The following is a 26,875-nucleotide window of genomic DNA, read 5'->3' as shown; positions in this document are numbered from 1 at the left end:
GTGCACCGGGTCGTCGTCACCGGGCTCGGCCCGGTGTCGGGCATCGGCATCGGCGTCGACGAGTTCACCGACGGACTGCGCCGGGGCCGCTCCGCCGCCGCGCCCATCACCAGCTTCGACGCGTCAGGCTTTCCGCACCGGTACGCCGGCGAGGTGCCCGCGTTCCGGCCGGCGGACGTGCTGCGCCGGGTCCGCGTACCGGAGTGGGGCCGTTCGGCGCTGCTCGCCGCGGCCGCCGCCCGGCTGGCCGCGACCGACGCGGACCTGCCGCTGCCGCTGGCCGACCCGGGACGCGCGGGCGCGGTCATCGGCACCACCAGCGGCGAGTCGACGGTGGTGGAGCAGCTCGTCGCGGACCTCGTCGCCGGCGGCTACCCGAGCATGTCGGTGGGCTCGCTGCGCCAGGCGCCCGCCGAGCGGCTGGCCTACGCGGTGAGCGCCGAGCTGGGACTGGCCGGCGAGTCGGTCACCCTTACCACCGCCTGTTCGGCGAGCAACTACGCCATCGGCTACGCCTACGACCTGCTGCACACCGGCGAGGCGGACGTGATGGTGGCCGGCGGCGCGGACTCGGTGTGCCGGTGGGCGCACGCCGGCTTCTTCCGCCTGGGCGCGCTGACCGAGCGGCAGTGCCGCCCGTTCGACCGGGACCGCTCCGGCATCCTCACCGGCGAGGGCGGCGCGGCGCTGGTGCTGGAGACGCTGGAGCACGCCGAGTCGCGGGGCGCGCGGATCTACGCCGAGGTGCTCGGCCACGGCCTCAACTGCGACGCCCACCACATGGTCGCGCCGAACGAGGACAGCGTCGCCGCCTGCATGCGGCTGGCCCTGGACAACGCCGGGATCAAGCCGGTGGACGTCGACTACGTCAGCACCCACGGCACCGGGACTCCGGCGAACGACCTGTGCGAGGCGCGGGCCATCCGGGCGGTCTTCGGCGACCGGGTGCCGCCGGTCAGCTCGATCAAGTCGATGCTCGGGCACACCATGGGCGCGGCCAGCGGCTTCGGCGCGATCGCCACCACCCTCGCCATCCGGCACGGGTTCCTGCCCCCGACGATCAACTGGGCGAATCCGGACCCGGAGCTGCCGTGGATCGACCCGGTGCCCAACGCCGCCCGGCCGGCGACCGTCCGGGTGGCGCAGAACAACGGGTTCGCCTTCGGCGGCAACAACGCCATCACGATCTTCGGGGCGATCCGGTGAGCGGGGTGGTGACCGGCTGCGGGGTGGTCTCCGCCGCCGGGGACTCCGTCGCCGACGTGCTCACCGCGATCCGCGCCGGCACGGCGGTCCGCGCCGACGTGCGGGACCGGTTCGCCGAGCCGCTGCCGGAGACCGAGGCGCCGGCGATCGCCGACTTCGACGTACGCGCCCTGCTCGGGCGCAAGGGCACGAGCTTCCTGGACCGGGCCACCGCGCTGGCGATGGTGGCCTGCGGGCGGGCGCTCGCCGACGGGGGCCTGACCCTCGACGACGACAACCGGCACCGCGTCGGGGTGGTGCTGGGCACCACCACCGGCAGCCTGAAGTCCACCATGGACTTCTCCCGGGAGACGCTGGTGCAGGACAAGCCGTACCTGGTCAACCCGGTGCTGTTCCCCAACACGGTGATGAACTGCGCCGCCGGTCAGGCGGCCATCCGCTACGGCCTGCGTGGCGTCAACGCCACCGTGGCCGGCGGCCCGCTGGCCTTCCTGTACGCGCTGCGCTACGCGCTCAACGCCATCCGTCGCGGCTACGCCGACGCGCTGCTTGTCGGCGGCGTGGAGGAGTACACCCCGAACACGGCGTGGGCGGCGCGGCTGACCGACGCCGGACCGGCCGGCGAGGCGGCGGCCGTCTACCTGCTGCGCCGGCGCGGCGCCGAGGCGGTCGGCGCCCGCGCCGAGGTGCTCTCGGTGGCCACCGGCTTCGCGCCCGACGACGCCGACGCCGGGCTGGCCGGCTGCGCCCGCCGGGCCCTGGCGGTCGCAGACGTCCGGGCGGCCGACGTCTGGGCGCTCGCCGGCGACGACGGCGACTGCCCGCCGGGGGTGGAACGACTGCCGGTGCGTCAGGCGTTGGGCGACTGCCAGGCCGCGGCCGGCGCGCTGGCTTTCGGCGCGCTGCTGGCCCGCTACGCCGAGGAGCCGGCCGCGGCCGGACGCCCGGCGCTGGTCACCGCCCGCTCCCGCGACGGCGGGGTGGCCGCGGCCGTGGTGAGGGGGTGGGCCGGTGGCGGCGACGATCACCGCTAGCGCGGTCCGCACCTGCTTCGGCGACGGGCCGGCCACCTGGGACGCGCTGCTGCGCGGCGACTGCGGCGTCGCGCCGCTGCGACGGGTGGACCCGCGACGCGTCGGGGTGGAGCACGGCTACCCGATCGCCGACGACGGGCCGTTCGGGCCCGGCCGCTGGCTCGCCGACTGCGCCGCCGAGGCGCTGGCCGCCGCCGGCGTCGACCCGCGCGACCGCCGGGTGGTCAGCCTGGTCGGCACCGGGCTGCGCGAGTCGGCCGAGGTGGAACGCGCCGCGCTGGGCGGCACCGTCGACTTCCCCGCCGAACGCCTGCACTTCGGCCCGGCCGTCACCGACGCCGCGCCCGGCGTGGGTCGGGTGGTCACGCTCGCCAACGCGTGCAGCGCCGGCGGGCACGCCCTCGCGCTGGCCCAGGACCTGGTGGAGACCGGCGAGGCGGACGCGGTGCTGGTCGGCGGCACCGACGCCACCACCGCCTCGATGCTGGCCATGATCGGCCGGGTGGCGGCCCGGCCGACCGAGCGGGTGCGGCCGTTCGACGCCTACCGCTCCGGGGTGCTGCTCGGCGACGGCGCGGTGGTGCTGGTCGTCGAGGCGGACCGGCCGGGCGCGGGCCTGGCCCGGCTGCTGGGCACCGGGCTGTCCTGCGACGCCGGGCACGAGACGGCGCCCGACCGCGACGGCATCCTCCGGGCGGTACGCGACGCCCACCGCCGCGCCGGCCGCCGGCCCGAGCAGGTCGACCTGGTGTTGGCGCACGGCACCGGCACCGCGCTCAACGACGCGACCGAGGCCGGGGTGCTCGCCGAGGTCTTCGCCGGCTGCGCGCCCGGACCGCTGGTGACCGCACTCAAGGGCGCGGTGGGCCACACCTCCGGCGGGTCGGCGCTGCTCAGCGTCGCCGTCGCGATCGAGGCGCTGCGCACCGGCCGGGTCCCCCCGGTGGTCGGGCTGGACCGGCTCACGCCCGAGGCGGCCGGGCTGCGGCTCGTACGGGACCGGGCGGTGACGGCGCGACCGCGCGTCGCCCAGGTCGACGCGTTCGGCTTCGGCGGCCTCAACGCGGTCACCCTCCTGGAGGCGTCGTGACGACCGTCCATCCCGTGCCCAACTCGGCGACGACCGACTTCCGGCCGGTGGCCGCGGTGCTGAGCGCCGCGCTCAACGTGCCGGGGCTCGACGTGCCGACCCTGCTGGCCGGCGCCGGCCGGCCCGCACCGGATCTCGGCACGCGGGGCGCGCACCCCGCTCCCGGCGGAGTCGACGCGCCGGACGGCGCCGACGGGCCGGGCTGGCCGCCGGAGCGGGCCGCCGAGCTGCTCGGCCGCAAGGGCCTGCTGGCCAAGGAGCCGGCCACCCGGCTCGCGCTGTGCGCCGTGCACCGGGCGCTGGGCCTGCCGCCCAAGGCGCCCCGCCGGACCGGGCCGGCGGATCCGCGTACCGCCGTGGTGGTCAGCTCCAACCTGGGCAACGTCGCCACGGTGGGCGACATCGCCGGGCGGCTGCGCGACGGCGGACCCCGGGAGGTCGGCCCGCTGGAGGCCCCGAACGCCTCCAGCAACGTCATCGCCGGGGCGATCGCGATCTGGTTCCGGTTCGGCGGCCCCAACCTCACCGTCTGCTCCGGCGCCACCGCCGGGCTGGACGCGATCTGGCTCGCCGGCCTGCTGTTGCGCGCCGGCCGCGCCGACCGCGTCGTGGTGGTCGGCACCGAACCGGACGACCCGCTTGCCCGTGCGCTGCACGCGGCCCGGTGCGGCGCCACGCCCGGACGGCCGCTGCGCGCGGGCGCCGCCTGCCTGCTGCTCGGCCCCGCCGAGCCGGCGGACCGACCGGCCCCGCTCGGCCCGGCCCTTCCGGCGGACCGACCGCCGGTGCCGCCCGGCCCGACCCTTCCGGCGGACCGGCCGCCGGTCCTGCTCGGGCCGGTGCGCGACGGCGCGTCCGGCGGCGAGCCGCTCGTCGACGAGGCCCGGCTGGGCGGCGACCACTACGGCGCCGCCGGGGTCGTGCACACCGCGCTCGCCGTCCGGCTGGTCGCCGCCGCGCCGGCCGTCACCGTGCGCTGCGGCGACCCGGCCGACGGGGTACGCGAACTGACCGTGCGGGCGGTGCCCCGGTGACCCGGACCGCGCCCGCCGCCCCGGTGCACCAGATCGCGGGCCCGGACTCCGGCGCGCCGACCGTCCTGCTGGTGCACGGCATGTCCGACACCTGGCAGAGCTGGCGGCACCTGGTGGCGCGGCTGCCGGCCACCTGGCGGCTGTTCGCGGCCGAACTGCCGTGGAAGGCCGGCACCGACCACCACTGGCGGCGGCGGGGCACCCCCGGCGGCTGGCTCGCCGCGACCGTCGAGGCCATGGACACACCGCCGGACATCGTGGTCGGCCACTCGCTCGGCGCCAACGCGGTGCTGGAGATGCTGGCCGCCGACACGGCGCCGGCGCCGCGCGGCGCGATGCTCATCGCGCCCTTCTACTGCCCGCCCGACCTGCCGATCACCTGGGCCGTGCACGAACGGGCGCAGGCCAACTTCGTCCAGATCATCGACGAGGGACTGCGCAACCGGCTCGGCCCCCGCCTGGCCCGCCTGGACGCCGCCACGCTGGCGTCGATGCGCGACATCATGGTCGACCGGATCGGCCCGGTCGGGTTCACCGCGCTGTTCGACCACTTCACCGCCACGGCCGGGCTGCCGCTGCACGCGGTGACCGTGCCGACGAAGGTGCTGACCGGCGGACGGGACCCCAGCCTGGACGGCCCGTGCGCGGGCGCCCTGCGCGCCCAGTTGCCCGCCGCCGACATCGTCGTCGAGCCGGACTTCCACCACTTCTGCCACCTGGACCGCGCCGCCGAGGTGGCCCGGCACATCACGGTCTTCGTCGAGCAGGTCTGCCCCGATCCCGCGATCCGAGGAGGTACGCCGTGACCACGGCGGTCCAGCACGAACCCGTGACCCTGTCCGCCCGGCCCGGGTTCGAGGGCGCCAACATCCGCACCTGGATCGGGTTCAAGCACTTCGCGTACCTGGTCGAGCGGGGCGTCCTGCAGTGGTTCCGGGAGCGCGGGCACGGCCCGGGCCGGCTCTACTTGGAACACGGCGTGGGTCTGTCGGTGCGGGACTGCTCGCTGCTGCTGCCCGCCGTGCTGGAGGTCGACGACGAGGTGAGCGTGACCGCGAACCCGGGCGCCGGTGGCCGGTTCGCGGTGCGGATCACCCGCCCGGGCGGCCCGGCCCCGGCCGAACCGGTCACCGCCTGCCGGGCCCGGGTCCGGGTCGCGCTGGTGCGCGCGTCGGACGCGCCGGCCGCCGCGCCGCTGCCGGCGGAGCTGGCCGGACTGCTGGAGGAGCCGGGCGTCGGCGAGCCCGGCCCGGCCGCCGGCGCCGACCCGGCCGCCACCCTGCGCGCCGGCGGCGCCGGTTTCGTGTGGGCCTGGCGGGTGCCCTACTTCTACTGCCAGTACTCCGAGCGCATGCAGCACGCCGGCTACGTCCGGCTCCTGGAGGAGGTGGTGGACCGCTACCTCGCCGACCGGGGCGTGTCGGTGGGGCGGATGCTGCGCGAGCGGGGCTGGATCCCGGTGGTGTCCCGGGCCCGCGTCGAGGTGTGCGGCGACGCGCGCGTCGAGGAGCCGATGTGGATCACCTTCACGGTCACCGACGTGCTCAAGGACGTCACCTACGACGCCCGGATGACCTGTCACGTGGTGCGCGACGGCCGGCTGGTGCAGGTCGCGACCGCCACCATCCTGCACGGCTACGCGGCCAGCCGGGGACCGGACGCGGGCAGCCTGGCCACCCTCGACCCGCAGACCGTGGCCGCCCTCACCGGCGGAGGGCGATGATGGCGCCCCGACCGCCCCGGCTGTACTTCTCGTTCCGCAGCCCGTACAGCTGGCTGGCGGTGGAGCGGCTGACCCGGGCGCTGCACCGCCCGCAGGAGGCGCTGGAGTTCATCCCCTACTGGGACCCGGACCCGCGTACCGAGTCGGCGCTCACCGCCGCCGGCGGCGCCTTCCACTACGTGCAGATGAGCAAGCCGAAGCACCTCTACCTGTTGCAGGACGCCAAGCGGCTGGCCCGGCGGCTGGAGGTGCCGATGCGCTGGCCGATCGACGTCGACCCGTGGTGGGAGCTGCCGCACCTGGGTTTCCTCGCGGCCCGGGAGCGGGGTGCGGGCGAGGCGTTCTACCGGGAGGTGATCGCGGCGCGGTGGCACCGCGGCGAGGACGTGTGCACGCCGGAGGTCCTCGCCGGGGTCGCCGAGCGGGCCGGCGTCGACCCGCAGGTGGTCCTCGGCGCGGTCGACGACGACGCGGTCCGCGCGGCCGGGGTGGACTGCCTGATGCGCGCCTACGACGACGACATCTTCGGCATTCCCTACCTGCGGATCGGGCCGCACCGGTTCTGGGGGTTCGACCGGGTCGACGACTTCCTCGCCGCCTACGCCGACCGTGCCGGCGCGCCCGTCCGCGCGGCCGAACCCGTGCCGGCCGGCGCCGGCGGGTACGACACCGACACCGGAGGTGGCTGTGGCTGAGCGACGCACCCCCGAGCAGGAGCGGGCGTACCGGCGGCGGCACCTGGTGCTGACCGTGCGCGCCTTCGCGCTGGCCGGCTTCGACGAGGGCGCCGGCGGTCACGTCACCGCGCGGGACCCGATCGAGCCGGACACCTTCTGGATCAACCCGTTCGGCCGGCACTTCGGCCACGTCCGCGACGACGACCTGCTGCGCGTCGACCACGCGGGCCGGGTGGTCGAGGGCTCCGGCCGGATCAACCCGGCCGGTTACGCCATCCACTCGGCGATCCACAAGGCCCGGCCGGACGTGGTGGGCGCCGCGCACACCCATTCGGTGCACGGCCGGGCGTTCTCCGCGCTGGGCCGGCCGCTCGCGCCGATCACCCAGGACGCCTGCGCCTTCTTCGAGGACCACGAGGTCCACGACGAGTACGGCGGGGTGGTGCTCGACGGGGCGGAGGGCGACCGGATCGCCGCCACGCTGGGCACCGGCAAGGCGGTCGTGCTGCGCAACCACGGACTGCTCACGGTCGGCGGCTCGGTGGCCGAGGCGGCCTGGTGGTTCCTCGCCATGGACCGCTGCTGCCAGGTGCAACTGCTCGCCCAGGCGGCCGGCGAGCTGGTCCTGATCCCCGCCGAGGCGGCCCGGGCGGCGCGCGCGGACATCGGCGCCGCCGGAATCGCCCGGCTCAACTTCCGGCCGGTGGCCGAGCACGTCCTGGCCGTCAGCCCGGACCTGACGGCCTGAACCACGCACAGACAGGAGGGTCGAGTGGCCGAGCTGCTGGAGAACATGGTGCGCGAGCGCGGCGGCGACGTCGCGCTCGTCGACGAGGACGGCTCCCGCACCTGGGTGGAGCTGGACCGCGCGGTCGACAGGTGGATCGGGGCGCTGCGCGGCGCCGGCCTCACCGTCGGCGACCGGGTGGCGTTCGTGCTCGGCAACCGGCACGAGACCTTCGAGGCGCTGCTCGCCTGCGTGCACTCCGGCTTGGTGGCGGTGCCGGTGAACTGGCACCTGACCGCGCCGGAGATCGCCCACATCCTGACCGACTCCGGCGCCCGCGCGGTGCTCACCGAGGCCGCGTACGCGCCCGGCGTACGCGCCGCCGTGGACCGGGTGCCGGACGCCCCCGAGGTGCTGGTAACGGTGGACTCCGGCGACGGCTTCACCGCGTTCGCCGAGCTGCCCGCCGGCCCGCCGCCGCCGGCCGTCTCCGGCGGTGTCCTGCTCTACACCTCGGGCACCAGCGGTCGTCCCAAGGGCGTGGTCAACCCGCTGCTCAGCGTCGGCGCGCCGATCGAGCGGGTGGCCGGGACCACGGCCGCGCTCGGCGGCGGGCTCGGCATCCCGACGAGCGGGCGGGCCCTGCTGGTGGGTCCCTGGTACCACTCGGCGCAGTTGTTCTTCGCCCAGTTCCCGCTGCTGCGCGGCTGTGCCCTGGTGATGCGCCGCCGGTTCGACCCGGCCGAGGTGCTGCGGGTGATCGACGAGGAGAAGATCACCATCAGCCATCTGGTGCCGACGCAGTTCATCCGCCTGCTGCGGGTCGACGACGCCACCCGCGCCGGGTTCTCCGGCGCCGGCCTCGCCCGCATCTGGCACGGCGGCGGCCCGTGCCCACCGGAGACCAAACGCGCCATGATCGACTGGTGGGGTCCGGTGTTCGTGGAGTACTACGCCGCCACCGAGGCGGGCATCGTCACCCTCGCCGACTCGGACACCTGGCTGGCCCGGCCCGGCACGGTGGGCAGGCCGGCGCCGCCGACCGAGGTGCTGGTGGTCGACGACGAGGGCCGCCCGGTGCCGACCGGGCGGGAGGGCCGGGTCGCCGTCCGGCGGCCCCCGGGGCGCGGCTTCCACTACCACAACGCCCCGGAGCAGACCGAGAACGCGCACGTCGCCCCGCACACCTTCACCCTCGGCGACCTCGGCCGTCTCGACGACGACGGCTACCTCTACCTGACCGGACGGTCGGCGGAGCTGATCGTCTCCGGTGGCGTCAACGTCTACCCGGCCGAGGTGGAGGCGGTGCTGCTGACCCACCCCGCGGTGGCCGACGGGGTGGTCGTCGGGGTGCCGGACGCCGAGTTCGGCGAGCAGGTCCGCGCGCTGGTGCAGCTCGACCCGGCGTGGCCTGCCGACGGCGTCGAGGCGGTCCTCGACGCGCACTGCCGGGCCGGGCTCGCCGGGTTCAAGGTGCCGCGCTCCTACGAGCTGGTCGGCCGGATCCCCCGCGAGCCCACCGGCAAGGTGCCGCGCGCGGCGCTGCGTGACCGTCACCGCCACGCGCCGGCCCCGCCGGGGCTGCTCGCCGACCCGCGCACGTACGTCACCGCGGTGCCGCACGCCGAGTTCGCCAGGCGGCGCCGGGAGGCCCCGGTCGCCTGGGTCGACGAGGTCGCGTTGACCCGCACCGACCGCGACGGCGAGACGACGTCGCGGGGCCGGGGTTTCTGGGCGGTCACCCGGTACGCCGCCGTGTCGGCGGTCTCGCGTGACCCCGCGCTGTTCTCCTCGGCCACCGGCGGCGCGTTCCTCGCCGACCCGCGCTCCCCGGCCGACCTGGACCGCAACCGGCAACTTCTGATCAACATGGACGCCCCCGAACACACCTGGGTACGCCGCCTGGTGGCCGGCGCGTTCACCCCGCGCGCGGTGGGACGCCTGCGCGAGCTGGTCACCCGGCACGCCGAGGAGGTGGTCGCCCGGGCGGTGACCGCCGGCGAGATCGACGTGGTGACCGACCTGGCCGCCGAGCTTCCGCTGCTGGTCCTCACCGACCTGCTGGGCATGCCGGCCACCGACCGCAAGCTGCTGTTCGAGTGGAGCAACAACCTGGTCGGCTTCGACGACCCGGAGCACGGCGGCGGCAGCGTGACGCGCTACCGGGACACCTTCGCGGCCGCCTTCGCCTACGTCCGGCAGCTCGCCGCGCAGCGGCGGGCCCGGCCCGGCGAGGACCTGATGAGCCTGCTGGTGCACGCCGAGTCCGACGGGCGGGGGCTGACCGACGCGCAGCTCTGCCAGTTGTGGCTGCTGCTGGTCATCGCCGGTAACGAGACCACCCGGCACCTCATCTCCGGCGGCGTGCGGGCGCTGCTGGAGCACCCGGCGCAACGTGACCGCCTGATCGCCGAGCCAGACCTGACCGGGCCGGCGGTGGAGGAACTGCTGCGCTGGGTCACCCCGATCATGCAGTTCCGGCGGACCGCCACCCGCGACACCATGCTCGACGGCACCCGGATCGCCGCCGGCGACAAGGTGGTCGTCTTCTACAGCTCGGCCAACCGGGACCCGGAGGCGTTCACCGACCCGGACCGGCTGGACCTGGGCCGCGACCCGAACCCGCACCTGGCGTTCGGCATCGGCCCGCACTTCTGTCTCGGCGCCCACCTGGCCCGGCTGGAGATGGCGGCCTTCCTCACCGCGGTCCGCCCGCACCTGGCCGGGCTGCGGCTGACCGGGCCGGTCCGCCGGATGCGGACCAACTTCATGAACGCCGTCACCGCGATGCCCGCGCGCTTCGACACCGCGCCGAGGGGGGACTGACCCGATGCCACTGGAACTGCACTGGTTCCTGCCCTCGCACGGCGACGGCCGGGACCTGGCCGAGCCGTCCCGGGGCGGGACCCGCCCGACGCGCATCACCCGCCGCCCGCCGGACGTCGGCTATCTCGCCCAGGTGGCGCAGGCCGCCGACCGGCTCGGCTTCGCCGGCGTGCTCACCCCGGCGGGGCTGTTCTGCGAGGACCCGTGGATCGTGGCGTCCGCGCTGGCCGCGCAGACCGAACGGCTCAAGTTCATGATCGCGCTGCGTCCGGGGCTGGTCTCGCCCACCCTGGTCGCCCAGATGGCCGCCACCCTGCACCGGGTCACCGGCGGGCGGGTGCTGCTCAACATCGTCGCCGGCAGCGACCCGGACGAGCAGCACCGCTACGGCGACTGGCTCGACCACGACGCCCGCTACGCCCGCGCCGAGGAGTTCCTGGCCATCCTCAACCGGCTCTGGTCCGGCCGCCCGGTGGACCACGACGGCGAGCACTACCGGGTACGCGGCGCGCTGCTCGCCCGGCCGCCGGACACCGCGCCGACGGTGTTCCTCGGCGGCTCGTCGCCCGCCGCCCAGCGGACGGCGGCCCACCACGCCGACGTCTACCTCGCCTGGGGCGAGACCCCCGCCCTCCTCGGTGAGCTGCTGACGCAGGCCCGCGAGCGGGCGGCGGAGGCAGGGCGGACGCTGCGCACCGGCAGCCGGCTGCACGTGATCACCCGGGACACCGCGCGGGAGGCCTGGGCCGAGGCGGAACGGCTGCTCGCGGGCGTCGACCAGACCCGCATCGACGCGGCGCGCAAGCGGTTCTCCCGGACCGAGTCGGAGGGGCAGCGGCGGGCCGCGGCGCTGCACGCCGGCGGGAACGCCCGGATGGAGGTCCACCCGAACGTCTGGGCCGGCTACTCGCTGGTCCGCCCCGGCGCCGGGGCGGCGCTGGTGGGCAGCCACGAGGAGGTCGCCGAACGGATCGCCGAGTACCACGCCGCCGGCGTCGACCACCTGATCCTCTCCGGACAGCCGCACCTGGAGGAGGCGTACTGGGTCGGCGAGGGGGTGCTGCCGCTGCTGCGGCACGAGGGCCTGCTCGCCCCGGACACCGACCGTACGCCCGAGATGGCGGCCCGGTGATGGCGGCGCCCGCGCGGCACCTGCCGCTGACCGTGCTGATCGGCAACCCGAAACCGCACTCCCGGACCCGGACCGTCGCGCTGAGCACGGCGGCGGCGCTGCACCGGCGCCTCGCCGACGGTCCCACCCCGGTCGGGCCGCCCGGCGTGATCGACCTGTCCGAGCTGACCGCGGAGCTGGTCGGTCAGGGCAGCCGCCCGGACGCGCTGGACGAGGTGCTGGAATCGGTCCGCCGCCCGGGGCTGCTGCTGGTGGCCAGCCCCACGTTCAAGGCGGCGTACAGCGGGTTGCTGAAGCTCTTCGTGGACGTGCTGCCCCGGGGCGCGCTGGCCGGTGTGGTGGCGGTGCCGTTGATGACCGCGGCCCGGGGCGGGCACCGCCGCGTCGTCGACACCCACCTGGGCGCGTTGCTGGCCGAGGTGGGCGCCTGCGTGCCGGCGCCCGGGCTGTGCGTGCTGGAGCGCGAGTTCGACACGGCCGAGGTGGGCATCGGTCGGTGGCTCGACGGCGCCGCCCCGGCGGTCGTCGAGGCGCTGACCGGGGTGGCCCCGCCGGCCTGAGCCGGTGCTCAGCCCGCGCTGACCTCGGCGTCGTGCTTGCGCCGCAGCCGGCTGATCCAGCCCTGCGCGGTGTGCACCGGCACGTCGAAGTGCTCGGCCACCCGGCTGATGGTGCCGACCTGCTCGTAGACCGCCTCCAGGTCGGCCGGGTCGGGCGCCCGCCGGTAGGCGCGCCCGCTCTTGAGCCGGCTGAGGCGCTCCGGCTCGGCCGCGCGTCGGGCGGGTCGCGGCGGCGGCGGTCCCGACGCGACCGCGGTGGTGACGGGGACCGCCGCGGGCACCGGCCCGACGCCCGGTCCGGGGCGGTCGCCGGAGCCGGCGTCCCGGCCACGCTCGCGGTCCTGCGGCGGGACGAAGGCACGCAGCAGGGCGTCGAAGTCGACGTACGGCAGCTCGCCGGTCAGGCCGGCGCTCTGCGGGGCACGGACGGTCAGCTCCCGGACGACCGGGTGTCCGTCGCCGGTGTCCAGACGCACGACGGTCTGGGCCACCGGACCGGTGATCTCCTCGCCGTCGTCCTCCACCGGGACGATGGTGATGATGTATTGGCTCACGGCGATGCCTTCCTGCGCATGTCCGGGTGGGCAGCGAGGCCGTCCGATCTGCTGGAACGGGGGGTGCTGATGGTGGGAGACAAGATATCGGATCTCAGTATGACAGGAGCCTAGATGTCCGACACCATCCTGCGGTCGCCTATCCTTCATCTCTCTTCGGCCACCCGAGAGACCGGGCCGTCAGGCGGGCCCCCGATAGTTGACCGCGCCGGTGGCCAGCAGCGCCGCCAACGCGGCCCGCGACGACACCCCGGTCTTGCGGAAGATCCGGGTCAGGTGTGCCTCCACCGTCTTCACCGTCACGTACACCTGCTCCGCGGCCTCGGCGTTGCTCGCCCCCGCCGCGACCAGGCGGGCGATGTCCCACTCCCGCCGGGTCAACGTCAGCTCGCCCCGGGCCGCGCCGTCGGGCCGACGCCCCGCCGCGCCGGCCGCCCGGCTCTGCACGGCGGCCACCGCCCGCCGCAACGGCGGTGAGGCCACCAGATCGGAGATCCGCCGTGCCTCGGCCAGCTCCACCTCGGCCGCCGTCCACTCCCGCACGTCGCACAGCGCCCGCGCCCGCACCAACCGCGCCGACGCCTCGTCCAACCGCCAACCCATGTCGGCGAAGCTGTCGGCGGCGGCGCCGGCCAGGTCCGCCGCGCCGCGCGGATCGGTGTCGAGGGTCAGCCGGGCCCGGCTGATCCGCACCATCGCGCTCTGCCCGCGCAGCCGCGCCCGCTGCGCGTGCCGCCCGGCCACCGCCAGCCAGTGCAGCGCCTCGTCCCGCCGGCCGCCGCGGTGGGTCATCTCGGCCAGCGACGAGGCCCAGCAGGCCCGGCCGGTCACCTCCACCTGGCCCAGGTCGGCGCCGCCGCAGGCCCGCAGCAGGGCCGGCGCCGCGCCGACCCGGTCGCCGGCCAGGAACCGCAGCCGCACGGCCACCCGCTGACTCACCCCGTCGTACCAGTTGGGGCGCCGGGTGGCCGCGTCCAGGACGGCGGTCTCGGCGAGCTGGCGGGCGGCGGCGGGACCGCGACGCCAGGCCACCGCGATGGCGCGGTGCGCCCGGGCCAGCCCGACCATCGGCTCGACACCCATCGCCACCGCCACCTCCTCGGCGTCCTCGCCCTCGCTCAACGCCCGGTCGAGGCTGCCCAGCCGGCACGTCACCGCGCACCGGCCGATCAGCAGCCACGGGGTCAGCGCGACCAGGCCGGCGCGGCAGCAGATCTCCAACGCCCGGTCGAGGTGGTGCAACGCGGAGCGGTCCCGCTCCAACAGGTGCTCGGCCCAGGCCAGCAACGCCAGCAGGTCCGGGTGCCGGGCGAGTTCGTCGTCGGCCAGCGCGTCCACCTCGGACGACGCGCGGCCCAACACCTCCTCGACCGGCAGGCCGCAGTCGACGTGCGCGGCGACGAAACAACCGACCACCGCCGCGATGGTCCGGCAGCCGGGCTCGTCGAGCTGGTCGGCGAGCCGGCCCAGGTCGTCCGCGTGCTGCCCGGCTCCGGCAGCGCCGCAGAGCGCGCCCGAGACGGCGGCCTCCACGGTCAGGTCGAACCGGGGGCGCGGCCCGGCCGGCGCGTCGAGTCGCGGCAGCAGCAGCGCGTACGCGTCGAACGGCCGCCCCAGCAGGCGCTCGACGCGGGCGCGCGCGACGAGCGCCCGTACCCGCTGGTCGTCGTCCGGCAGCGGACGGCGGCTGAGGTCCTGCAACAGCGTCCGGGCCGGACGCAGCCGTCCCGCGCCGACCAGGGCGTCGGCGGTGGCGAAGTCCAGGCGGACCCGGCGCCTGTCGACCGGCCCGGCGTCGGGCACCAGCCGGCGGACACCGGTCAGCCACCGGATGGCGTCCAGCCGTGGGGTCTGCGGGTTTTCCGCCGCCTCGATCAGCGCGTCGGCCGTGGCCGGGTCGGCGCACTGCCCCCCGGCCCACAGGTGCTCGGCGTAGCGCGTCACCGGGTGCCCGAGGTCGCGCAGCAGGCCGGCGGCGAGGGCGTGCAGGTGACGACGCCGGCCGGGGGACAGCGAGCGGTAGACCACGGTCCGGTCGACCTCGTGCCGGAAGCGCAGCGTCGGCGCCAGCGCCGGGTCGGTGCGCAGCAGGTCGGCCGCGACCAGCCCGTCCAGCAGGTCGTTGGTAGTGGCCGGGTCACGGCAGGCCAGCGCGCTCGCGAGGGCCGGCTCGAACCCCTCCGCGCACACCGAGACCGCCTCCAGCATCCGCCGCTGGTCCACCTCGAGGGCGTCCACGTCGAGCTGGACCGCGGCGGTGACCTCGAACGGCAGCTCCGCCGGCAGGCCGCGCAACGCGGCCACCGCGCCGTCCAGCGCCTCGGGCCGGTAGGCGAGCACGTAGCGGGGGACCCCGCCGGAGAGCCGGTGCACGCGCTGCCCGGCCCGGCCGTCGGGCAGCCCGAGCAGCGCGGCCACGCCGGCCGGGTCCAGCGGGGCCAGGGTGAACGTGCGCCGGTTGAGTTGGACCACGCTGCCCAGCGCGGCCGTCGCCCAGCCGGGCATCTGCCGCGGTCGGTACGCGACGACGAGCAACAGCCCGGCCGGGGGCGCCTGCGCGAGCCGCGCCAGCAGCGTCGTCACCGCCGGTGGCGCGAGGTGCAGGTCGTCCAGGAGCAGCACCGACGCGCCCGCGCCCGGCTCGGGCCGGCGCGCCACCGTGGTGGCCGGCTCCACCAGCGCGGCGAGCGAGCGCCGGACCCGGTCGCCGTCGTGGCCGGCCGCGGTGAGCACCGGTACGCCGGTCCGTCCGGCCCGCACGGCCAGCTCGCGCAGCAGTCGGGTCTTGCCGCAGCCCGGGTCGGCGGCGAACTCCAGCATCGACGACTGCCCGACCCGGGCCGCGCACAGCGCCTTGTCGAAGGTGTCGAGCGCGCAGTTGCGGCCGATCAGCGGTTCCAGGGGGCCGCCGGGCGCCACCGGCTCGACGCCGCTCACCGGCGCACCACCGCCCGGTCCGCGCGACCGGGTCGGGCGGCGCCCGGTGACACGCTCAGGTCCCGCATCAGCCGTCCCCCAGTTCCGCCCATTGTGGACCGTGCGGTGTGCCGACCCGGCCGGAACGGTCGCCGGTGTCGGGGCGAGCACCCGGTGTCACTCTACGATCGCGAAACAACTGTGACGATCGCGAGAGTGGTCGGATCTGACCGTCTTGGAAGTGGAATCGACAGTGGTCAACCGAGTGTGCCGGTCCTGTCCGGCCACGCAGCGCGCCGCCGCGCTCGCGTTCAGTTCACCCCACTGTCGGGTTTTCCCTACTGTCGCTTCGGTGGGCTTGGCCTACCGTCGACTGCGGCGGTGCGACGCCTACGTTGGGGGAACGGTTCATGACGATGCATGGTCGATCCTGTCTGGACAGTCCGCCGGAGATCAGCGCCGAGGAGACGGCCGATCGCTGGCACGTGTTCCGGTGCCTGCTGCCACCGCGCGCCGCGGTGGCCGACGCGTTCGTGACGCGGGGGGTCGGCCCGCTCCTGCGCGAGTTGCAGGCCGTGGGGGAGTTGTCCGGGTGGTCGTTCACCCGCCAGTCGCCGCGGATGGTCGACATCCACCTGCTCGGTGGCGCGCCGGGGCTGCTCGCGGCGCGGCTGGCGGGTCTCTGCGCGGCGGTCGGGGCGCACGGCCCGACGCGGCTGCCGCAGCTCGCCGGGCCGCCGACGCCCGACCTCCGGCTGGTCGACGTGGCGGTGGAGCTGATCGGGATGACGCCGGACCGGCCGGCCCGGCTGGGCGCCGCGGTGGACCTGACCATGGTGGCGGCGGTCCGCACCTGTCCGGCGCTGCGGGTCGCCGACGCTCCGGTCGTGACCGGCGCGCGGGACGTCGCGGTGGTGCCGCCGGCGCGGTGGCGGCGGATCGCGGCCGCGCTGGCCACCGAGCAGCACCCGCTGACCTGTTGGTCGCGGCTGCTGGAGCGGCACCGGCACACCCCCGGCGACGACGGCGCGGCGGCGTTCGGCATGGTGCACCTGCTGCACAACCAGCTCGGGCTGACCGCACGCGACGAGCAGCGGGTGCACGCCGGGTTGATCCGGTCACTGTCCCGGCGCTCCGGCGGCCCGCGCCGCTCGCCGCGGTGGCACCAGGGCGTCGTACCCCCCGGGGCGGTCGGCCGGCGCGGCTGAGGGCCGGGCTCAGCGGCGGGCGGGCCGGCGCTCGGGTCGGGGACGGCCGCGTTCCGGGTCGACGCCGACCTGCACCGCGAAGGCCGGGTCGACGGCGAGCAACGGTCGGGGCCCGAACAGCGCCATGGCGGTCAGCAACGCGTCGGTGTCGCGTCCCTGCCAGACCGGGCGGCGTTCGGGGTCCAGGTCGGCGTGTTCGCGGCGCAGCCGACGCAGCAACCGGCGGGCGGCCGCGCCGGTCTCCGGCACCTCGGTCAGCCACCAGCCGCCCAGCGCGGTGGCCAGGCAGCACAGCAGCAGACCGGCGACGGACGCCGGGCCGCCGGCGGGGCGTCCCTCGACCGCGCCGTCCACGAGCCGGGTCACGCCGACGGCGGCGACCGCGAAGAGGGGCAGGGTGCCCAGGGCGACGCGTCGTCGCTGCGCGGGGGTGAGCAGCCAGCCGTCCCGGGCCAGCCGGGCGACGCACCTGCGCAGCGCCCGACCGACGTCCGGGTCGGCGAGGACCGCGGCCCAGGTCTGCGGGCGGCGCAGCGCGGTGTGCAGGGCGCGGACCAACGCCGGCGAGCGGGGCGGCGGCGGCCCCTCGGCCTGCAGGGTGGCGAGTTCGCCGACGGTCACCCCGCCGGCGCGGCGCAGCGCGGCCACGCCGACCTGGCAGGCCAGCAGCGCCCGGTCGGTGAGGTACGCCAGTTCGACCCGGTCCGGGGTCGCGCCGCGGGCGCGGCGCCCGGTCAACTCCCGCACGGCCAGCGCGACCGCGACGGCCACGGCCACCGCGCCCAGGTAGTCGAGGAGGAAGAGCGGTCCGCTGACACCCCAGAGCATGGCGACAAGTATGGCCCGGCCGCCCGGCCCGGTGATCAGGAGGCGTGCCGGACCTCACCGTCCCAGATGTCGGCCCAGGGGCGGCGCAGTCCCCGGCCGACGAAGATCGGCTCGCCGTTCTCCTCGTTGTCGACGTCGACCCGCTGGTCGACCCGGCCGGCCTCGGTGACCTCGGTGAACCAGCGGCGGAGCTGGTCGGGGCGGGACCAGCCGACGGCGATCACCACGTCGGCGCCGGCCGGCGGCCGGCCGAACGCGGCCATGCTGTTGTGCCCGGAGTAGGCCCGGGGCAGGCCGCGTGCCGGACCGTAGCGGGCCAGCGCGCCGGCCTCGCCGTAGTTGCCGGTCAGCACGACCGCCCGGTCGCGTTCGGCCACGGGCAGGCCGCGGTGCACGGCGGCGACCGAGTCGGCGAACGCCGGCCAGCCGATCGTCTCGCCGGCGTCGTAGTTCACCGCGACCACGAAGCCGGGCAGCCGGTCGGCCGGCAGCACGGGCAGCAGCAGCACCGCGCCGCCGGCCACCATCAGCACGGCGGCGACGGCGAGCAGCGCCTGCCGGGCGCGGGCCGCGCCGCGCCGGGCCCACGCGACGGTCGGCGCCGCGCCGGCCGCGGTGAGCACCAGCAGCAGCGGCGCGTCGTAGTAGCCCTTGCCGCCGGCCAGCACCACGATCGCGACCACCACCAGCCATGCCCAGGCGAGCGCCCGGTAGGCCGCCCAGGACGGTCGGCGCAGCAGGGCGACCAGCCCGGCCACCCACACCGGCACCGCGAACGGGCTGACGATCTCCAGTTGCAGCACGACCGCTTCGAGGCGACCGCTGTAGGAGCTGTCGCCGTCGGCGATGGCGGACGCGACGGACAGCTGCGGGAAGCCGTGCGCCGCCTGCCACGTCAGGTAGGGCGCGGCGAGCAGCACGGCCACCGCCGCGCCGGCGAGCACCCACCTGTCGCGCAGCAACCGCCGCGGCCCGGCGATCAGCACGCCGGTGACCAGGCCGACGCCGAGCAGGGCGGGCAGCGGCTTGTTGATCATCCCCACGCCGAGGGCCAGCCCGGCGCCGAGCACCCAACGGGTGTCGCCGGTGCGCAGCGTCCGGGTCACGCAGAGCACCGCGACCAGCCACACCAGCAGGTCGACGGTGGTGGTGCTGAGCAGGTGCCCGCCGGCCAGGACGACGCCGGAGGCCGCGGCGAGCACGGCCGCGACCGCCTGGGCGCCACGGCCGGCGCCCAGCTCGCGGGCGATCGCGGCGACCAGCACCACCGCCGCGCCCCCGATCAGCGCCGACGGGGTCCGCAGCAGCACCAGGTTGCCCGGCGCGATCGTGTCGGCGACGCGGGCCAGGGCGGGCACGAGCGGGCCCTGGTCGACGAAGCCCCAGTCGAGGTGCCGCCCGCAGAGCAGGAAGTAGAGCTCGTCGCGGTGGTAGCCGTAGCGGCCGGCGAGCAGCAGCAGCGCCGCGGTGACGGCCGCGCCGACCAGCCAGGGCGCCGCCGTGCGCGGCCCGACGGCAGGCGGGCCGTCGGGTGTGGCGGCGTCGCGGCGATCGACGTCGGTGACGGATTCGGCCACCTGCCCATCATGGCCCGACGGAGGTGCTCGGCGCTGCCCCGCAATGCGGTGGCGCGGCGTCCCGGTGGCCGCTAGCGTGCCGGCGATGCGTATCCGTGACTGCACCGACGCCGACTGGCGGCAGGTCTGGCCAATCGTCGAGGACGTCCTGACCGCCGGCGACACGTTCGTCTACGACCCGACCTGGCCGGCCGAGGTGGCGCGCGAGGTGTGGCTGGAACGCCCGCCGGGGCGTACCTCGGTGGCGGTGGACGACGACGGCGTGGTGCTCGGCACCGCGAAGATGGGCGCCAACAAGCCCGGGCCGGGGTCGCACGTGGCGACGGCGAGCTTCATGGTCGCCGCCGGCGCCCGCGGCCGGGGCGTCGGTCGGGCGCTGTGCGAGGACGCGCTGGACTGGGCGCGCCGGCAGGGGTTCGCCGCGATGCAGTTCAACGCCGTGGTGGAGACGAACGTCGCGGCGGTGGAGCTGTACCGGCGGCTCGGTTTCACCGTGGTGGGCACCGTGCCGCAGGCGTTCGCGCATCCACGCGAGGGTCGGGTGGGCCTGCACGTCATGCACCGGTTCCTCTGACCGCCGCGGGTGCGCGAGGATGGCCGGATGAGCGCCGAACCGATCGAGCTGGCCGCCGCCCTGGCGCGCTTCGACCAGCTCTGGAGTCCGCGGATCGTCACCACCGTCAACGACTACGACGTGCGGATCGCGAAGGTGGCCGGTGAGCACGTCTGGCACAGCCACGACCACACCGACGAGTTCTTCCTGGTGCTCGACGGGGAGTTGCGCATCGCGCTGCGCGACGGCGTCGACGGCGGGCAGCGCGAGGTCACGCTGCCGCGCGGCGCGGTGTTCGTGGTGCCGCGCGGGGTGGAACACCGGCCGTACGCGCCGGACGGCGCGTCGATCCTGATGTTCGAGCCGTCCGGCACGTCGAGCGTCGGCGACCGGCACGACACGGTGCCCGCGCACGTGGAAGCCACCACCGGGCACCGCCTCTGACCCGGTCGGAAGTGTCGGGGGCCGCGGTTAGGTTCGTCGCGACGACGGCCGCCGAAGGAGTCCCGCCATGAGCACGCTCACCGACCGCCCGCACACCGCCCTGCTCGTCGTCGACGTGCAGAACGGCGTGGTGGCCGAGGCCCACGACCGTGACCGGGTGGTCGCCACCATCGCCGTCCTGGTCGAGCGCGCCCGGGCCGCCGGCGTCCCGGTCGTCTGGGTGCAGCACCGCGCCGACGACCTGCCCGCCGGCAGCGAGCCGTGGCAGATCGTGCCGGAGCTGACGCGCCGCGACGACGAGCCGCTGGTGCACAAGACCTACGGCGACTCGTTCGAGGACACCGACCTGGAGCGGGTGCTCGCGGACGCCCGGGTGGGCCGGCTCGTCGTGACCGGCGCGCAGACCGACGCGTGCATCCGCTCGACGTTGCACGGCGGGTTCACCCGCGGCTACGACGCCGTGCTGGTCGCCGACGCGCACACCACCGAGGACCTGTCCGCCTACGGGGCGCCCCCGCCTGCGCAGGTCATCGCGCACACCAATCTCTACTGGGGGTTCCAGAGCGCGCCGGGCCGCACCGCCGGCACTGTCGACGCCGCCGACGTGGACTTCGCCACCACCGGCACGGCCTGACCGCCCCGCCCCGCGCCGGCCGCGAAAACGCCTGGCCGCTGCCGGTGCGGGCTGGCAGGCTGCCGGCCATGACCGCACAAGCTCTGGCGGGGGCGCTCGCCGACGAGCGTCGCCGTGTCGTGTTCGCCGCGATCGTGCTCGGCGCCCGGGACGTGCCGGCGGTGGTGGCCCGCACCGGCCTGCCCGCCCGCGACGCCGCCACCGCCGTGCGGCGGCTCACCGACGCGGGTGTGCTGGCCGACGACGAGGCCGGTCTGCGGATCGACGGCGAGCGGCTGCGCGAGTTCGCCCGGACCGCGTCGGCGGCCCCGGCGACGCCGTCCGCCGACCCGCGCGAGACGATCCTGCGCACGTTCCTGCGCGACGGCGCGCTGATCCGACTGCCCGCGCAGCGCGGCCGGCGGCGGGTGCTGCTGGAGCACATCACCGAGCGCACCTTCGAGCCCGGCGTGCGCTACCCGGAGCGGGCGGTGGACGACGCGCTGCGCCAGTGGTGCGAGGGCGGCGAGGCCGACCACGTCACGCTGCGCCGCTATCTGATCGACGACCTGCTGCTCACCCGCGAGCACGGCGTCTACTGGCGGACCGGCCCGTGACCGGCTGGACGACCGGTCCCGCCCGTCCGGCCGACCCGGACGCGGCAGTGCTGCTGCGCGAGTACATGGCGGAGATGGTCCGCCGCTGGCTCGGCCGCCCGGAGCGCCCCGGCGAGGTGGACGCCGCGTTGGCCGAGATGCCCGGCGACGACCTGGCCCCGCCGACCGGGCTGCTGGTGCTGGCCCGCCACGGCGGCGAGCTCGCCGGGTGCGCCGGGTTGCGCTGGCGACCGGGCTGGGCGGAGCTGACCCGGGTCTACGTGCGACCGGCGCACCGTCGCGCCGGCGGCGGGGCGGCCCTGCTCGCCGCCGTCGAGGCGTACGCGGGCGACGCCGGCGCGGACCGGATCCGGCTGGACACCCGCTCCGACCTGGTCGAGGCGCGCGCGCTCTACGCCCGGCACGGCTACCGGGAGATCCCCGCGTTCAACGCCGGCCCGTACGCGCAGCACTGGTTCGAGAAGTCACTGCCGGCGCGAGTTGACGACGCCGCCGCGCCGCGCTAAAACAGAAACCGAGAAGTTGAGTCGCCTCGACTCAACAAGAGACCTTGGGCCAGGAGAACCGAGGAGGCAACGGCCATGTTGATGCGTACCGACCCGTTCCGCGAGATCGACCGGATCGCCGAGCAGTTCTTCGGCACCACCGCCCGGCCGGCGGTGATGCACCTGGACGCCTACCGCGACGGCGACCACTTCTACGCCGCGTTCGACCTGCCCGGCGTCGACCCGGACAGCATCGACTGCACGGTCGAGCGCAACGTGCTGACCGTGCGCGCCGAGCGCCGCCGGCCCACCGGCGAGCAGGTCGAACTGGTCGCCGCCGAGCGACCGATGGGCACGTTCACCCGGCAGCTCTTCCTGGGCGACACGCTGGACACCGACCGGCTGGAGGCCGGCTACGACAACGGCGTGCTGACCCTGCGCATCCCGATCGCCGAGCGCGCCAAGCCGCGCCGGATCACCGTCACCGCGACGGAGGGCAACGGCCACCGGCAGCTCACCACCGCCTGAGCGCGCCTCACGCCGACGCGGGGGAGGCCGGTGCGCCGGCCGACCCCGCGTCGCCGTCGTCGGGATAGAGCCGGGTCAGCGCGTGCGCGGTGGCGGTGAACCGGGCGCGCAGTTCCGCGGGCGCCAGCACCTCCACCTCGGCGCCGAGCTTGAGCAGCTCGCCGTGGGCGTGGCGGACCGACTCGATCGGCACGGTGGTCTCCAGCCAGCCGTCCGGGCCGGGTTCGCCTGCCGCCGCCCGGGCCGCGCGGCTCATCTCGGGCGGGAAGACGTACGGCATGAACTCCAGCGCGGCGGCGGTGAGCCGGATCCGCGCCTGGTCCCGGTAGACGTCGCGCTCGTAGCGGGCGGTCCACTCCCGCCAGTAGCCGGCCAGGTCGAACCCGTCGGGCCGGTCGAAGCGCTCGTCGGTGACGGTCGCGTCGAGCACCGCGCCGACCCGGTAGGTGCGCAGCTCGTCGTCGCAGCGGGCGACGAGATACCAGCGGCCGGCCTTGAGCACCACGCCCAGCGGGGCGACCAGCCGGGTGACCTCGCGCGGCGCGCGCCAACGCCGGTAGCGCAGCTCCACCAGCCGGTCCTCCCACACCGCCCCGGCCAGCGTCTCCAGGTGCGGCACCGGTTCCGGGTGGCGGAACCAGCCGGGCGCGTCCAGGTGGAACCGTTGCCGGATGCGCCCGCTGCGGTCGGCCAGTTCGTCGGGAAGCGCGGCGCGCACCTTCAGCTCGGCGGCGGCCACCGCGGACGCCAGGCCCAGCTCGGCGGCCGGGCCGGGCAGGCCGGCGAGGAACAGCGCGTCGGCCTCCGGCCCGGTCAGGCCGGTGAGCCGGGTGCGCCAGCCCGCCAGCAGCCGGTAGCCGCCGGCCGGGCCGCGGTCGGCGTACACCGGGACGCCCGCGGCGCCGAGCGACTCGACGTCGCGGTAGACGGTGCGCACCGACACCTCCAGGGCCTCGGCGAGTTCCCCGGCGGTCATCCGCCCCCGGGTCTGCAGAAGCAGCAGCAGGGAGACCAGTCGGCTGGCGCGCATCCGCCGACGGTAGCCCGCGCCGGAAATCCTTCTCGGGCGCGCCTCGTCGCGAAACGCGCCACCGACTGAGAGCCTTTCTCACATGTTGCGTCCCGAGGTGCTGCCCCGCGCGCGTCCCGCCCTGTCCGGCGGCCCGGCCGACTTCACCGAGGCGTGGCTGCGCAACCGGCGGCTGTCCGAGCACACCCGCGACGCCTACCGGCGCGACGTCACCGGCTGGCTGCGCTGGTGCGCCGAGCGCGGCGTGGAGCCACTGCGGGTCACCTTCCTCGACGTCAACGCGTACGGCCGGGACCTGGAGTCCACCCCGCGCGCACGCGACGGGCGCCCGCTCACCCCGGCCACCGTGGCCCGCCGGCTGTCCGCGCTGTCGAGCTGGTACGACTTCCTGGTCAAGCTCGGCGCGGTGCCGGCCAACCCGGTCGCCGCGGCGGACCGACCCCGGGTCGACCGGGACCACTCGGCCACCGTCGGCCTGAGCCCGGAGGAGGTCGACGCCCTGCTCGCCGCCGCCGAGGCCGACACCGGCCCGACCGCCGCGCGCAACCGGGCCGCGCTGGCGCTCCTGGCCGACCTGGGGCTGCGCGTCGGCGAGCTGGTCTCGCTGGACCTGTCCGACCTGGGGGCGGAGCGCGGTCATCGCAGCGTCCGCTTCGTCGGCAAGGGCGGCAAGGAACGCCGCCGCGCGCTCACCCCGGGCACCGCGTACGCGCTCGACGCCTACCTGGCCGACCGGGCCGCCGCCCGGGGCGTGACGGTGCCGGAGCTGACCGGGCCGCTGCTGGTCACCGCGACCGGCGGGCGGCTGGACCGGCACGCGGTGTTCCGGCTGGTGCGCCGCCTCGCGCAGAGCGCCGGGATCGCCGCCTGGGCGCGGCTGTCGCCGCACTCGCTGCGGCACGCGTTCGCCACCACGGCCCGCTCGGAGGGGGTGCCGCTGGAGGACGTGCAGGACGCGATGGGGCACGCCGATCCGCGCACCACCCGCCGCTACGACCGGGACCGGCACAACCTGGACCGCGACCCGGCGTACACGATCTGGGCCGCCCGCGCCCGCCGGCGCGGCTGAGCGTCGCACCCCGACCGTAGGGTGCCGGGCATGCGACACGGGTTGGAGATCTCCTGCGGGGGCGCGGCGGTGACGGTGGCCGACCTGGTCGCGCTCGGCGAGCTGGCCGAGCGGGCCGGCTGGGACGGGGTGTTCCTGGAGGACTACCTCGTCCACCACGCCGGGGACGACCCGCCGACCTGGGATCCGTGGCTGGTGCTGGCGGCGGTGGCCGGGCGCACCGAGCGGGTGCGGCTGGGCACCACGGTGACCGCGCTGCCCCGGCGTCGCCCGGCGAAGCTGGCCCGGGAGGTGCTCACCCTCGACCATCTCTCCGGCGGCCGGGCGGGCGTCGCGGTCGGCCTCGGCGATCCGGCCGACCGGGGGCTGGCCGCGTTCGGCGAGCCGACCGACGTGAAGACCCGCGCGGCGATGCTCGACGAGGGCCTCGACCTGCTTGTCGCGCTGCTCGGCGGCGAGCGGGTCAACCACCGGGGCGTGCACTACCGCGCCGAGGACGTGGCGCTGCGCCCGCCGCCGGTGCAGTCGCCCCGGGTGCCGGTCTGGGTCGGCGGCAGCACCCAGGCCAAGGCGGTGCTGCGGCGGGCGGCCCGGGCCGACGGCATCGTGCCCTACAAGCTGACCGACACCGACGGCTGGTCCGACTTCACCGCCGAGGAGGTGGCCGCCCTGGTCGCCGCGCTGCCGGCCACCCGCGCCGACGGCGAGCCGTTCGACGTGGCCGTCGGCGGGCGGCGGCGGCGCGCCGACGAGCGGGCCGAGCGGGCCTACCTGGCCGAGCTGGCGGCGGCGGGCGCCACCTGGTGGCTGGAGTACGTGCCGGCCGGCGATCCGGCCGCGATGCGGGCCGCGGTCGCCCGCGGCCCGCTGCGCTGAGTCAGTCCTTGCGGCGGGGGCACAGGCAGAACGGCTGCCCGGCCGGGTCGAGCAGCACCGTCCAACCCTCGCCGCCGGGCTGGAACTCGGGGCGGGTCGCGCCGGCGGCCAGCAGGTCCTTCTCCGCGAGCGCCACATCGTGGACGACCAGGTCGAGGTGGTAGCGCTTGGCGCCGGTCTCGTCCGGCCAGGCCGGCGGCGCGTACCCGGGCACCAGCCCGAAGCCGATCGACGTGCCTCCGGAGACGATCATGGCGTACTCGGCCTGGCTGTGGGTGATCTCCCAGCCGAGGGCGTGGGCGTAGAACGCGGCGTGGGCGGCCGGGTCGGGGCTGTCCAGGTTGACCATCGCGAGGTCGGCGTGTGTCGTCATGCCGGGCAGTCTGCCGGCGGTACCTGCCACCTGCTGTCAGGTACGCCCGGCGGGTCGCACGGTCAGTCTCCCGTCGGCGCTCCGGCAGGCCAGCGCGCCGGCGACCAGGTGACAGTCGCGGGTGCCGGCGGGCAGCGGGCCGCCCGGGCGGGGGCCGGCTGGTCCGACGTCGACGACCAGGGTGCGGCCGTCGCGGCCGGGGCGCAGCAGCACCTGCCGCGCCGCGTCGGGGTCGCCGGGCACCGGCTGCCAGCCGGCCCCGCCCGGCCACCGCCACACCTGCCCGCCGGTGCCCGGGTCGAGCGCGCGCCGGTCGGCCACCCCGCTCAGGCAGAGCAGCCGGGGGCAGCCGGGCGCGGGTGCCTCCCCGACCGGCAGCAGCCGCTGCCAGCGCGGGGTGAGCGACGGCAGGTCGTATCCGCTGAGCGTGGTGCCGCCGGGCGCGGGGTGCCGCAGCACCAGGTGGTCACCGACGACGATCGGGTTGTCCGGCGCGTACCCGGCCGGTGGCAGGCGGGTCTCGGCGACCGGCGCGCCGTAACGGGTGTCGTGCACGCGGGCCAGTCCGGTGTCGTGCACCACCACGATCCGGCCCGGTGACGTCGCGAGCACGGCGGTCGAGGGCACCGGCGTCGACCAGCGGTCCGCGCCGGTGGCCAGGTCGACGCCGCGCACCGCGCCCTGGATCCGCTGGCCCGGGTCGGCGACGCTGCGTACCTCGGTGACGGCGACCGCGGCGGCGCCGGCCGGCTGGACCCGGTCGGGGCGGCGCCAGCGCAGGTGCCCGGTGCCGGCCGCGTACGCCGAGGTGCCGGTCACCTGTCGGGCGGTGTCGCGCGTGGTGACCAGCACCAGGTCCCCGACGGACGCCGCGGACCAGGCGCCGGCGGGCGCCGGCACGCGCCAGGTCATCCGGCCGGTCGGGGTGTAGGCGGTCAGCGCGCCCGGGTCGGCGACCAGCAGCAGCCCGCCGGCGGCCAGCAGGGTGGCCCGGGCCGGCAGCGGCGGCCCGGTGACCGTCGGCGGGGCCGGCGCGGTGGAGGCGCCGAGCAGCAGGCAGGCGGCGAGCGCCGGCGCGAGCCGCCACCGCCGGGGCGACGCCGGCCCGCGCGCCGGCGCGGGGGCCGGCCGGTCCAGTTCGATCACGGGACGGTCGGGTGTCATCCGGGCTCCTCGCGACGGGTGGCCCGACGGT

27 protein-coding genes are annotated in these 26,875 nt (G+C 76.5%); 20 read left to right on the top strand and 7 right to left on the bottom strand.

The genetic code is table 11. From position 1 onward, the window contains the following. The 11 genes from ACIA5A_RS10835 to ACIA5A_RS10785 are packed head-to-tail and all read left to right on the top strand — an operon-like array spanning position 1 to position 12,009. Positions 1-1,206: a beta-ketoacyl-[acyl-carrier-protein] synthase family protein gene (locus ACIA5A_RS10835; protein ID WP_396759335.1), complete on the top strand. Its 1,206-nt coding sequence runs from the start codon at positions 1-3 to the stop codon at positions 1,204-1,206. Then, a complete protein-coding gene (locus ACIA5A_RS10830) occupies positions 1,203-2,240 on the top strand; it encodes a beta-ketoacyl synthase N-terminal-like domain-containing protein (RefSeq protein WP_396759332.1) in 1,038 nt (345 codons plus the stop codon). The genes ACIA5A_RS10835 and ACIA5A_RS10830 overlap by 4 nt, the downstream gene beginning before the upstream one ends. Then, a complete protein-coding gene (locus tag ACIA5A_RS10825) occupies positions 2,218-3,330 on the top strand; it encodes a beta-ketoacyl synthase N-terminal-like domain-containing protein (protein ID WP_396759329.1) in 1,113 nt (370 codons plus the stop codon). The genes ACIA5A_RS10830 and ACIA5A_RS10825 overlap by 23 nt, the downstream gene beginning before the upstream one ends. After that, entirely contained in the window at positions 3,327-4,364 is a 1,038-nt protein-coding gene (locus tag ACIA5A_RS10820; protein ID WP_396759326.1) for a beta-ketoacyl synthase N-terminal-like domain-containing protein, read from the top strand. Before ACIA5A_RS10825 ends, ACIA5A_RS10820 begins: the two co-directional genes overlap by 4 nt. Next, entirely contained in the window at positions 4,361-5,170 is an 810-nt protein-coding gene (locus ACIA5A_RS10815) for an alpha/beta fold hydrolase (protein WP_396759323.1), read from the top strand. Before ACIA5A_RS10820 ends, ACIA5A_RS10815 begins: the two co-directional genes overlap by 4 nt. Beyond that, positions 5,167-6,087 carry a thioesterase family protein gene (locus tag ACIA5A_RS10810; RefSeq protein WP_396759320.1) on the top strand — a complete coding sequence of 307 codons (921 nt, stop codon included), beginning with the start codon at positions 5,167-5,169 and terminating at the stop codon, positions 6,085-6,087. Before ACIA5A_RS10815 ends, ACIA5A_RS10810 begins: the two co-directional genes overlap by 4 nt. Continuing rightward, a complete protein-coding gene (locus ACIA5A_RS10805) occupies positions 6,087-6,782 on the top strand; it encodes a 2-hydroxychromene-2-carboxylate isomerase (protein ID WP_396759317.1) in 696 nt (231 codons plus the stop codon). The genes ACIA5A_RS10810 and ACIA5A_RS10805 overlap by 1 nt, the downstream gene beginning before the upstream one ends. After that, positions 6,775-7,512 carry a class II aldolase/adducin family protein gene (locus tag ACIA5A_RS10800; protein ID WP_396759315.1) on the top strand — a complete coding sequence of 246 codons (738 nt, stop codon included), beginning with the start codon at positions 6,775-6,777 and terminating at the stop codon, positions 7,510-7,512. Before ACIA5A_RS10805 ends, ACIA5A_RS10800 begins: the two co-directional genes overlap by 8 nt. A 24-nt stretch (positions 7,513-7,536) precedes the next feature. After that, positions 7,537-10,317: a cytochrome P450 gene (locus ACIA5A_RS10795; RefSeq protein ID WP_396759312.1), complete on the top strand. Its 2,781-nt coding sequence runs from the start codon at positions 7,537-7,539 to the stop codon at positions 10,315-10,317. A 4-nt stretch (positions 10,318-10,321) separates the two neighbouring features. After that, positions 10,322-11,449 carry an LLM class flavin-dependent oxidoreductase gene (locus tag ACIA5A_RS10790; RefSeq protein ID WP_396759310.1) on the top strand — a complete coding sequence of 376 codons (1,128 nt, stop codon included), beginning with the start codon at positions 10,322-10,324 and terminating at the stop codon, positions 11,447-11,449. Continuing rightward, positions 11,449-12,009, top strand: coding sequence for an NADPH-dependent FMN reductase (locus tag ACIA5A_RS10785; RefSeq protein ID WP_396759308.1), 561 nt, complete (start codon positions 11,449-11,451; stop codon positions 12,007-12,009). The genes ACIA5A_RS10790 and ACIA5A_RS10785 overlap by 1 nt, the downstream gene beginning before the upstream one ends. An 8-nt stretch (positions 12,010-12,017) precedes the next feature. Here ACIA5A_RS10785 and ACIA5A_RS10780 read toward each other — a convergent pair whose 3' ends face one another. Both ACIA5A_RS10780 and ACIA5A_RS10775 read right to left on the bottom strand, forming a co-directional pair. After that, positions 12,018-12,563 carry a hypothetical protein gene (locus tag ACIA5A_RS10780; RefSeq protein WP_396759305.1) on the bottom strand — a complete coding sequence of 182 codons (546 nt, stop codon included), beginning with the start codon at positions 12,561-12,563 and terminating at the stop codon, positions 12,018-12,020. Positions 12,564-12,743: 180 nt separating this feature from the next. Next, complete coding sequence (locus ACIA5A_RS10775; protein WP_396759302.1) at positions 12,744-15,500, bottom strand: LuxR C-terminal-related transcriptional regulator; 2,757 nt, start codon at positions 15,498-15,500, stop codon at positions 12,744-12,746. A 389-nt stretch (positions 15,501-15,889) separates the two neighbouring features. Here ACIA5A_RS10775 and ACIA5A_RS10770 point away from each other — a divergent pair, with 389 nt between their 5' ends. Continuing rightward, positions 15,890-16,687: a hypothetical protein gene (locus tag ACIA5A_RS10770; protein WP_396759299.1), complete on the top strand. Its 798-nt coding sequence runs from the start codon at positions 15,890-15,892 to the stop codon at positions 16,685-16,687. A gap of 9 nt (positions 16,688-16,696) precedes the next feature. Here the strand turns inward: ACIA5A_RS10770 and ACIA5A_RS10765 are convergent, their stop codons facing one another. Then, the gene (locus ACIA5A_RS10765; RefSeq protein WP_396759296.1) at positions 16,697-17,515 is read right to left on the bottom strand and encodes a TIGR04222 domain-containing membrane protein; all 819 of its coding nucleotides are present in this window, start codon (positions 17,513-17,515) and stop codon (positions 16,697-16,699) included. A 35-nt stretch (positions 17,516-17,550) separates the two neighbouring features. Then, on the bottom strand, positions 17,551-19,092 hold the full coding sequence (locus tag ACIA5A_RS10760; protein WP_396759293.1) for a glycosyltransferase family 39 protein: 1,542 nt from the start codon (positions 19,090-19,092) through the stop codon (positions 17,551-17,553). An 85-nt stretch (positions 19,093-19,177) separates the two neighbouring features. Between ACIA5A_RS10760 and ACIA5A_RS10755 the strand changes: the two genes are divergently transcribed. From ACIA5A_RS10755 to ACIA5A_RS10730, 6 genes are all read left to right on the top strand, one after another. Continuing rightward, complete coding sequence (locus tag ACIA5A_RS10755; RefSeq protein WP_396759290.1) at positions 19,178-19,666, top strand: GNAT family N-acetyltransferase; 489 nt, start codon at positions 19,178-19,180, stop codon at positions 19,664-19,666. A 27-nt stretch (positions 19,667-19,693) separates the two neighbouring features. Further along, positions 19,694-20,089: a cupin domain-containing protein gene (locus ACIA5A_RS10750; RefSeq protein WP_396759287.1), complete on the top strand. Its 396-nt coding sequence runs from the start codon at positions 19,694-19,696 to the stop codon at positions 20,087-20,089. Positions 20,090-20,156: 67 nt separating this feature from the next. Beyond that, positions 20,157-20,723 (top strand): isochorismatase family protein, encoded by a 567-nt coding sequence (locus tag ACIA5A_RS10745; RefSeq protein ID WP_396759284.1) that lies wholly within the window; start codon positions 20,157-20,159, stop codon positions 20,721-20,723. Positions 20,724-20,791: 68 nt separating this feature from the next. Further along, positions 20,792-21,319, top strand: a complete 528-nt coding sequence (locus tag ACIA5A_RS10740; RefSeq protein WP_396759281.1) for a DUF2087 domain-containing protein — start codon at positions 20,792-20,794, stop codon at positions 21,317-21,319. Next, positions 21,316-21,825 carry a GNAT family N-acetyltransferase gene (locus tag ACIA5A_RS10735; RefSeq protein ID WP_396759278.1) on the top strand — a complete coding sequence of 170 codons (510 nt, stop codon included), beginning with the start codon at positions 21,316-21,318 and terminating at the stop codon, positions 21,823-21,825. Before ACIA5A_RS10740 ends, ACIA5A_RS10735 begins: the two co-directional genes overlap by 4 nt. A gap of 75 nt (positions 21,826-21,900) precedes the next feature. Further along, positions 21,901-22,332, top strand: coding sequence for an Hsp20/alpha crystallin family protein (locus tag ACIA5A_RS10730; protein WP_396759275.1), 432 nt, complete (start codon positions 21,901-21,903; stop codon positions 22,330-22,332). A 7-nt stretch (positions 22,333-22,339) separates the two neighbouring features. Here ACIA5A_RS10730 and ACIA5A_RS10725 read toward each other — a convergent pair whose 3' ends face one another. After that, the gene (locus ACIA5A_RS10725; protein ID WP_396759272.1) at positions 22,340-23,362 is read right to left on the bottom strand and encodes a helix-turn-helix transcriptional regulator; all 1,023 of its coding nucleotides are present in this window, start codon (positions 23,360-23,362) and stop codon (positions 22,340-22,342) included. A gap of 82 nt (positions 23,363-23,444) precedes the next feature. Here ACIA5A_RS10725 and ACIA5A_RS10720 point away from each other — a divergent pair, with 82 nt between their 5' ends. Together ACIA5A_RS10720 and ACIA5A_RS10715 are read left to right on the top strand one after the other, a co-directional pair. Further along, positions 23,445-24,431 carry a tyrosine-type recombinase/integrase gene (locus ACIA5A_RS10720; RefSeq protein WP_396759269.1) on the top strand — a complete coding sequence of 329 codons (987 nt, stop codon included), beginning with the start codon at positions 23,445-23,447 and terminating at the stop codon, positions 24,429-24,431. Between the two features lie 30 nt (positions 24,432-24,461). Then, entirely contained in the window at positions 24,462-25,307 is an 846-nt protein-coding gene (locus tag ACIA5A_RS10715; protein WP_396759267.1) for an LLM class flavin-dependent oxidoreductase, read from the top strand. Between the two features lies 1 nt (position 25,308). On the opposite strand, the gene ACIA5A_RS10710 is transcribed toward ACIA5A_RS10715, so the two are convergent. Together ACIA5A_RS10710 and ACIA5A_RS10705 are read right to left on the bottom strand one after the other, a co-directional pair. Next, entirely contained in the window at positions 25,309-25,680 is a 372-nt protein-coding gene (locus ACIA5A_RS10710) for a VOC family protein (protein WP_396759264.1), read from the bottom strand. Between the two features lie 36 nt (positions 25,681-25,716). Then, on the bottom strand, positions 25,717-26,844 hold the full coding sequence (locus ACIA5A_RS10705; protein ID WP_396759261.1) for a PQQ-binding-like beta-propeller repeat protein: 1,128 nt from the start codon (positions 26,842-26,844) through the stop codon (positions 25,717-25,719). Positions 26,845-26,875 lie beyond the last annotated feature (31 nt).

This window comes from Micromonospora sp. NPDC051300 (assembly GCF_044455315.1).
Lineage (GTDB): Bacteria > Actinomycetota > Actinomycetes > Mycobacteriales > Micromonosporaceae > Micromonospora > Micromonospora robiginosa.
This window is presented reverse-complemented; position numbering and strand designations above follow the sequence as displayed.

Bases quoted from the DNA above. Each gene is read 5' to 3' on its own strand.
- ACIA5A_RS10805 (WP_396759317.1), top strand. From the start codon at position 6,087: ATGGCGCCCCGACCGCCCCGGCTGTACTTCTCGTTCCGCAGCCCGTAC.
- ACIA5A_RS10790 (WP_396759310.1), top strand. From the start codon at position 10,322: ATGCCACTGGAACTGCACTGGTTCCTGCCCTCGCACGGCGACGGCCGG.
- ACIA5A_RS10785 (WP_396759308.1), top strand. From the start codon at position 11,449: ATGGCGGCGCCCGCGCGGCACCTGCCGCTGACCGTGCTGATCGGCAAC.
- ACIA5A_RS10770 (WP_396759299.1), top strand. From the start codon at position 15,890: ATGACGATGCATGGTCGATCCTGTCTGGACAGTCCGCCGGAGATCAGC.
- ACIA5A_RS10765 (WP_396759296.1), bottom strand. From the start codon at position 17,515: ATGCTCTGGGGTGTCAGCGGACCGCTCTTCCTCCTCGACTACCTGGGC.
- ACIA5A_RS10755 (WP_396759290.1), top strand. From the start codon at position 19,178: ATGCGTATCCGTGACTGCACCGACGCCGACTGGCGGCAGGTCTGGCCA.
- ACIA5A_RS10750 (WP_396759287.1), top strand. From the start codon at position 19,694: ATGAGCGCCGAACCGATCGAGCTGGCCGCCGCCCTGGCGCGCTTCGAC.
- ACIA5A_RS10745 (WP_396759284.1), top strand. From the start codon at position 20,157: ATGAGCACGCTCACCGACCGCCCGCACACCGCCCTGCTCGTCGTCGAC.
- ACIA5A_RS10740 (WP_396759281.1), top strand. From the start codon at position 20,792: ATGACCGCACAAGCTCTGGCGGGGGCGCTCGCCGACGAGCGTCGCCGT.
- ACIA5A_RS10730 (WP_396759275.1), top strand. From the start codon at position 21,901: ATGTTGATGCGTACCGACCCGTTCCGCGAGATCGACCGGATCGCCGAG.
- ACIA5A_RS10725 (WP_396759272.1), bottom strand. From the start codon at position 23,362: ATGCGCGCCAGCCGACTGGTCTCCCTGCTGCTGCTTCTGCAGACCCGG.
- ACIA5A_RS10720 (WP_396759269.1), top strand. From the start codon at position 23,445: ATGTTGCGTCCCGAGGTGCTGCCCCGCGCGCGTCCCGCCCTGTCCGGC.
- ACIA5A_RS10715 (WP_396759267.1), top strand. From the start codon at position 24,462: ATGCGACACGGGTTGGAGATCTCCTGCGGGGGCGCGGCGGTGACGGTG.
- ACIA5A_RS10710 (WP_396759264.1), bottom strand. From the start codon at position 25,680: ATGACGACACACGCCGACCTCGCGATGGTCAACCTGGACAGCCCCGAC.
- ACIA5A_RS10705 (WP_396759261.1), bottom strand. From the start codon at position 26,844: ATGACACCCGACCGTCCCGTGATCGAACTGGACCGGCCGGCCCCCGCG.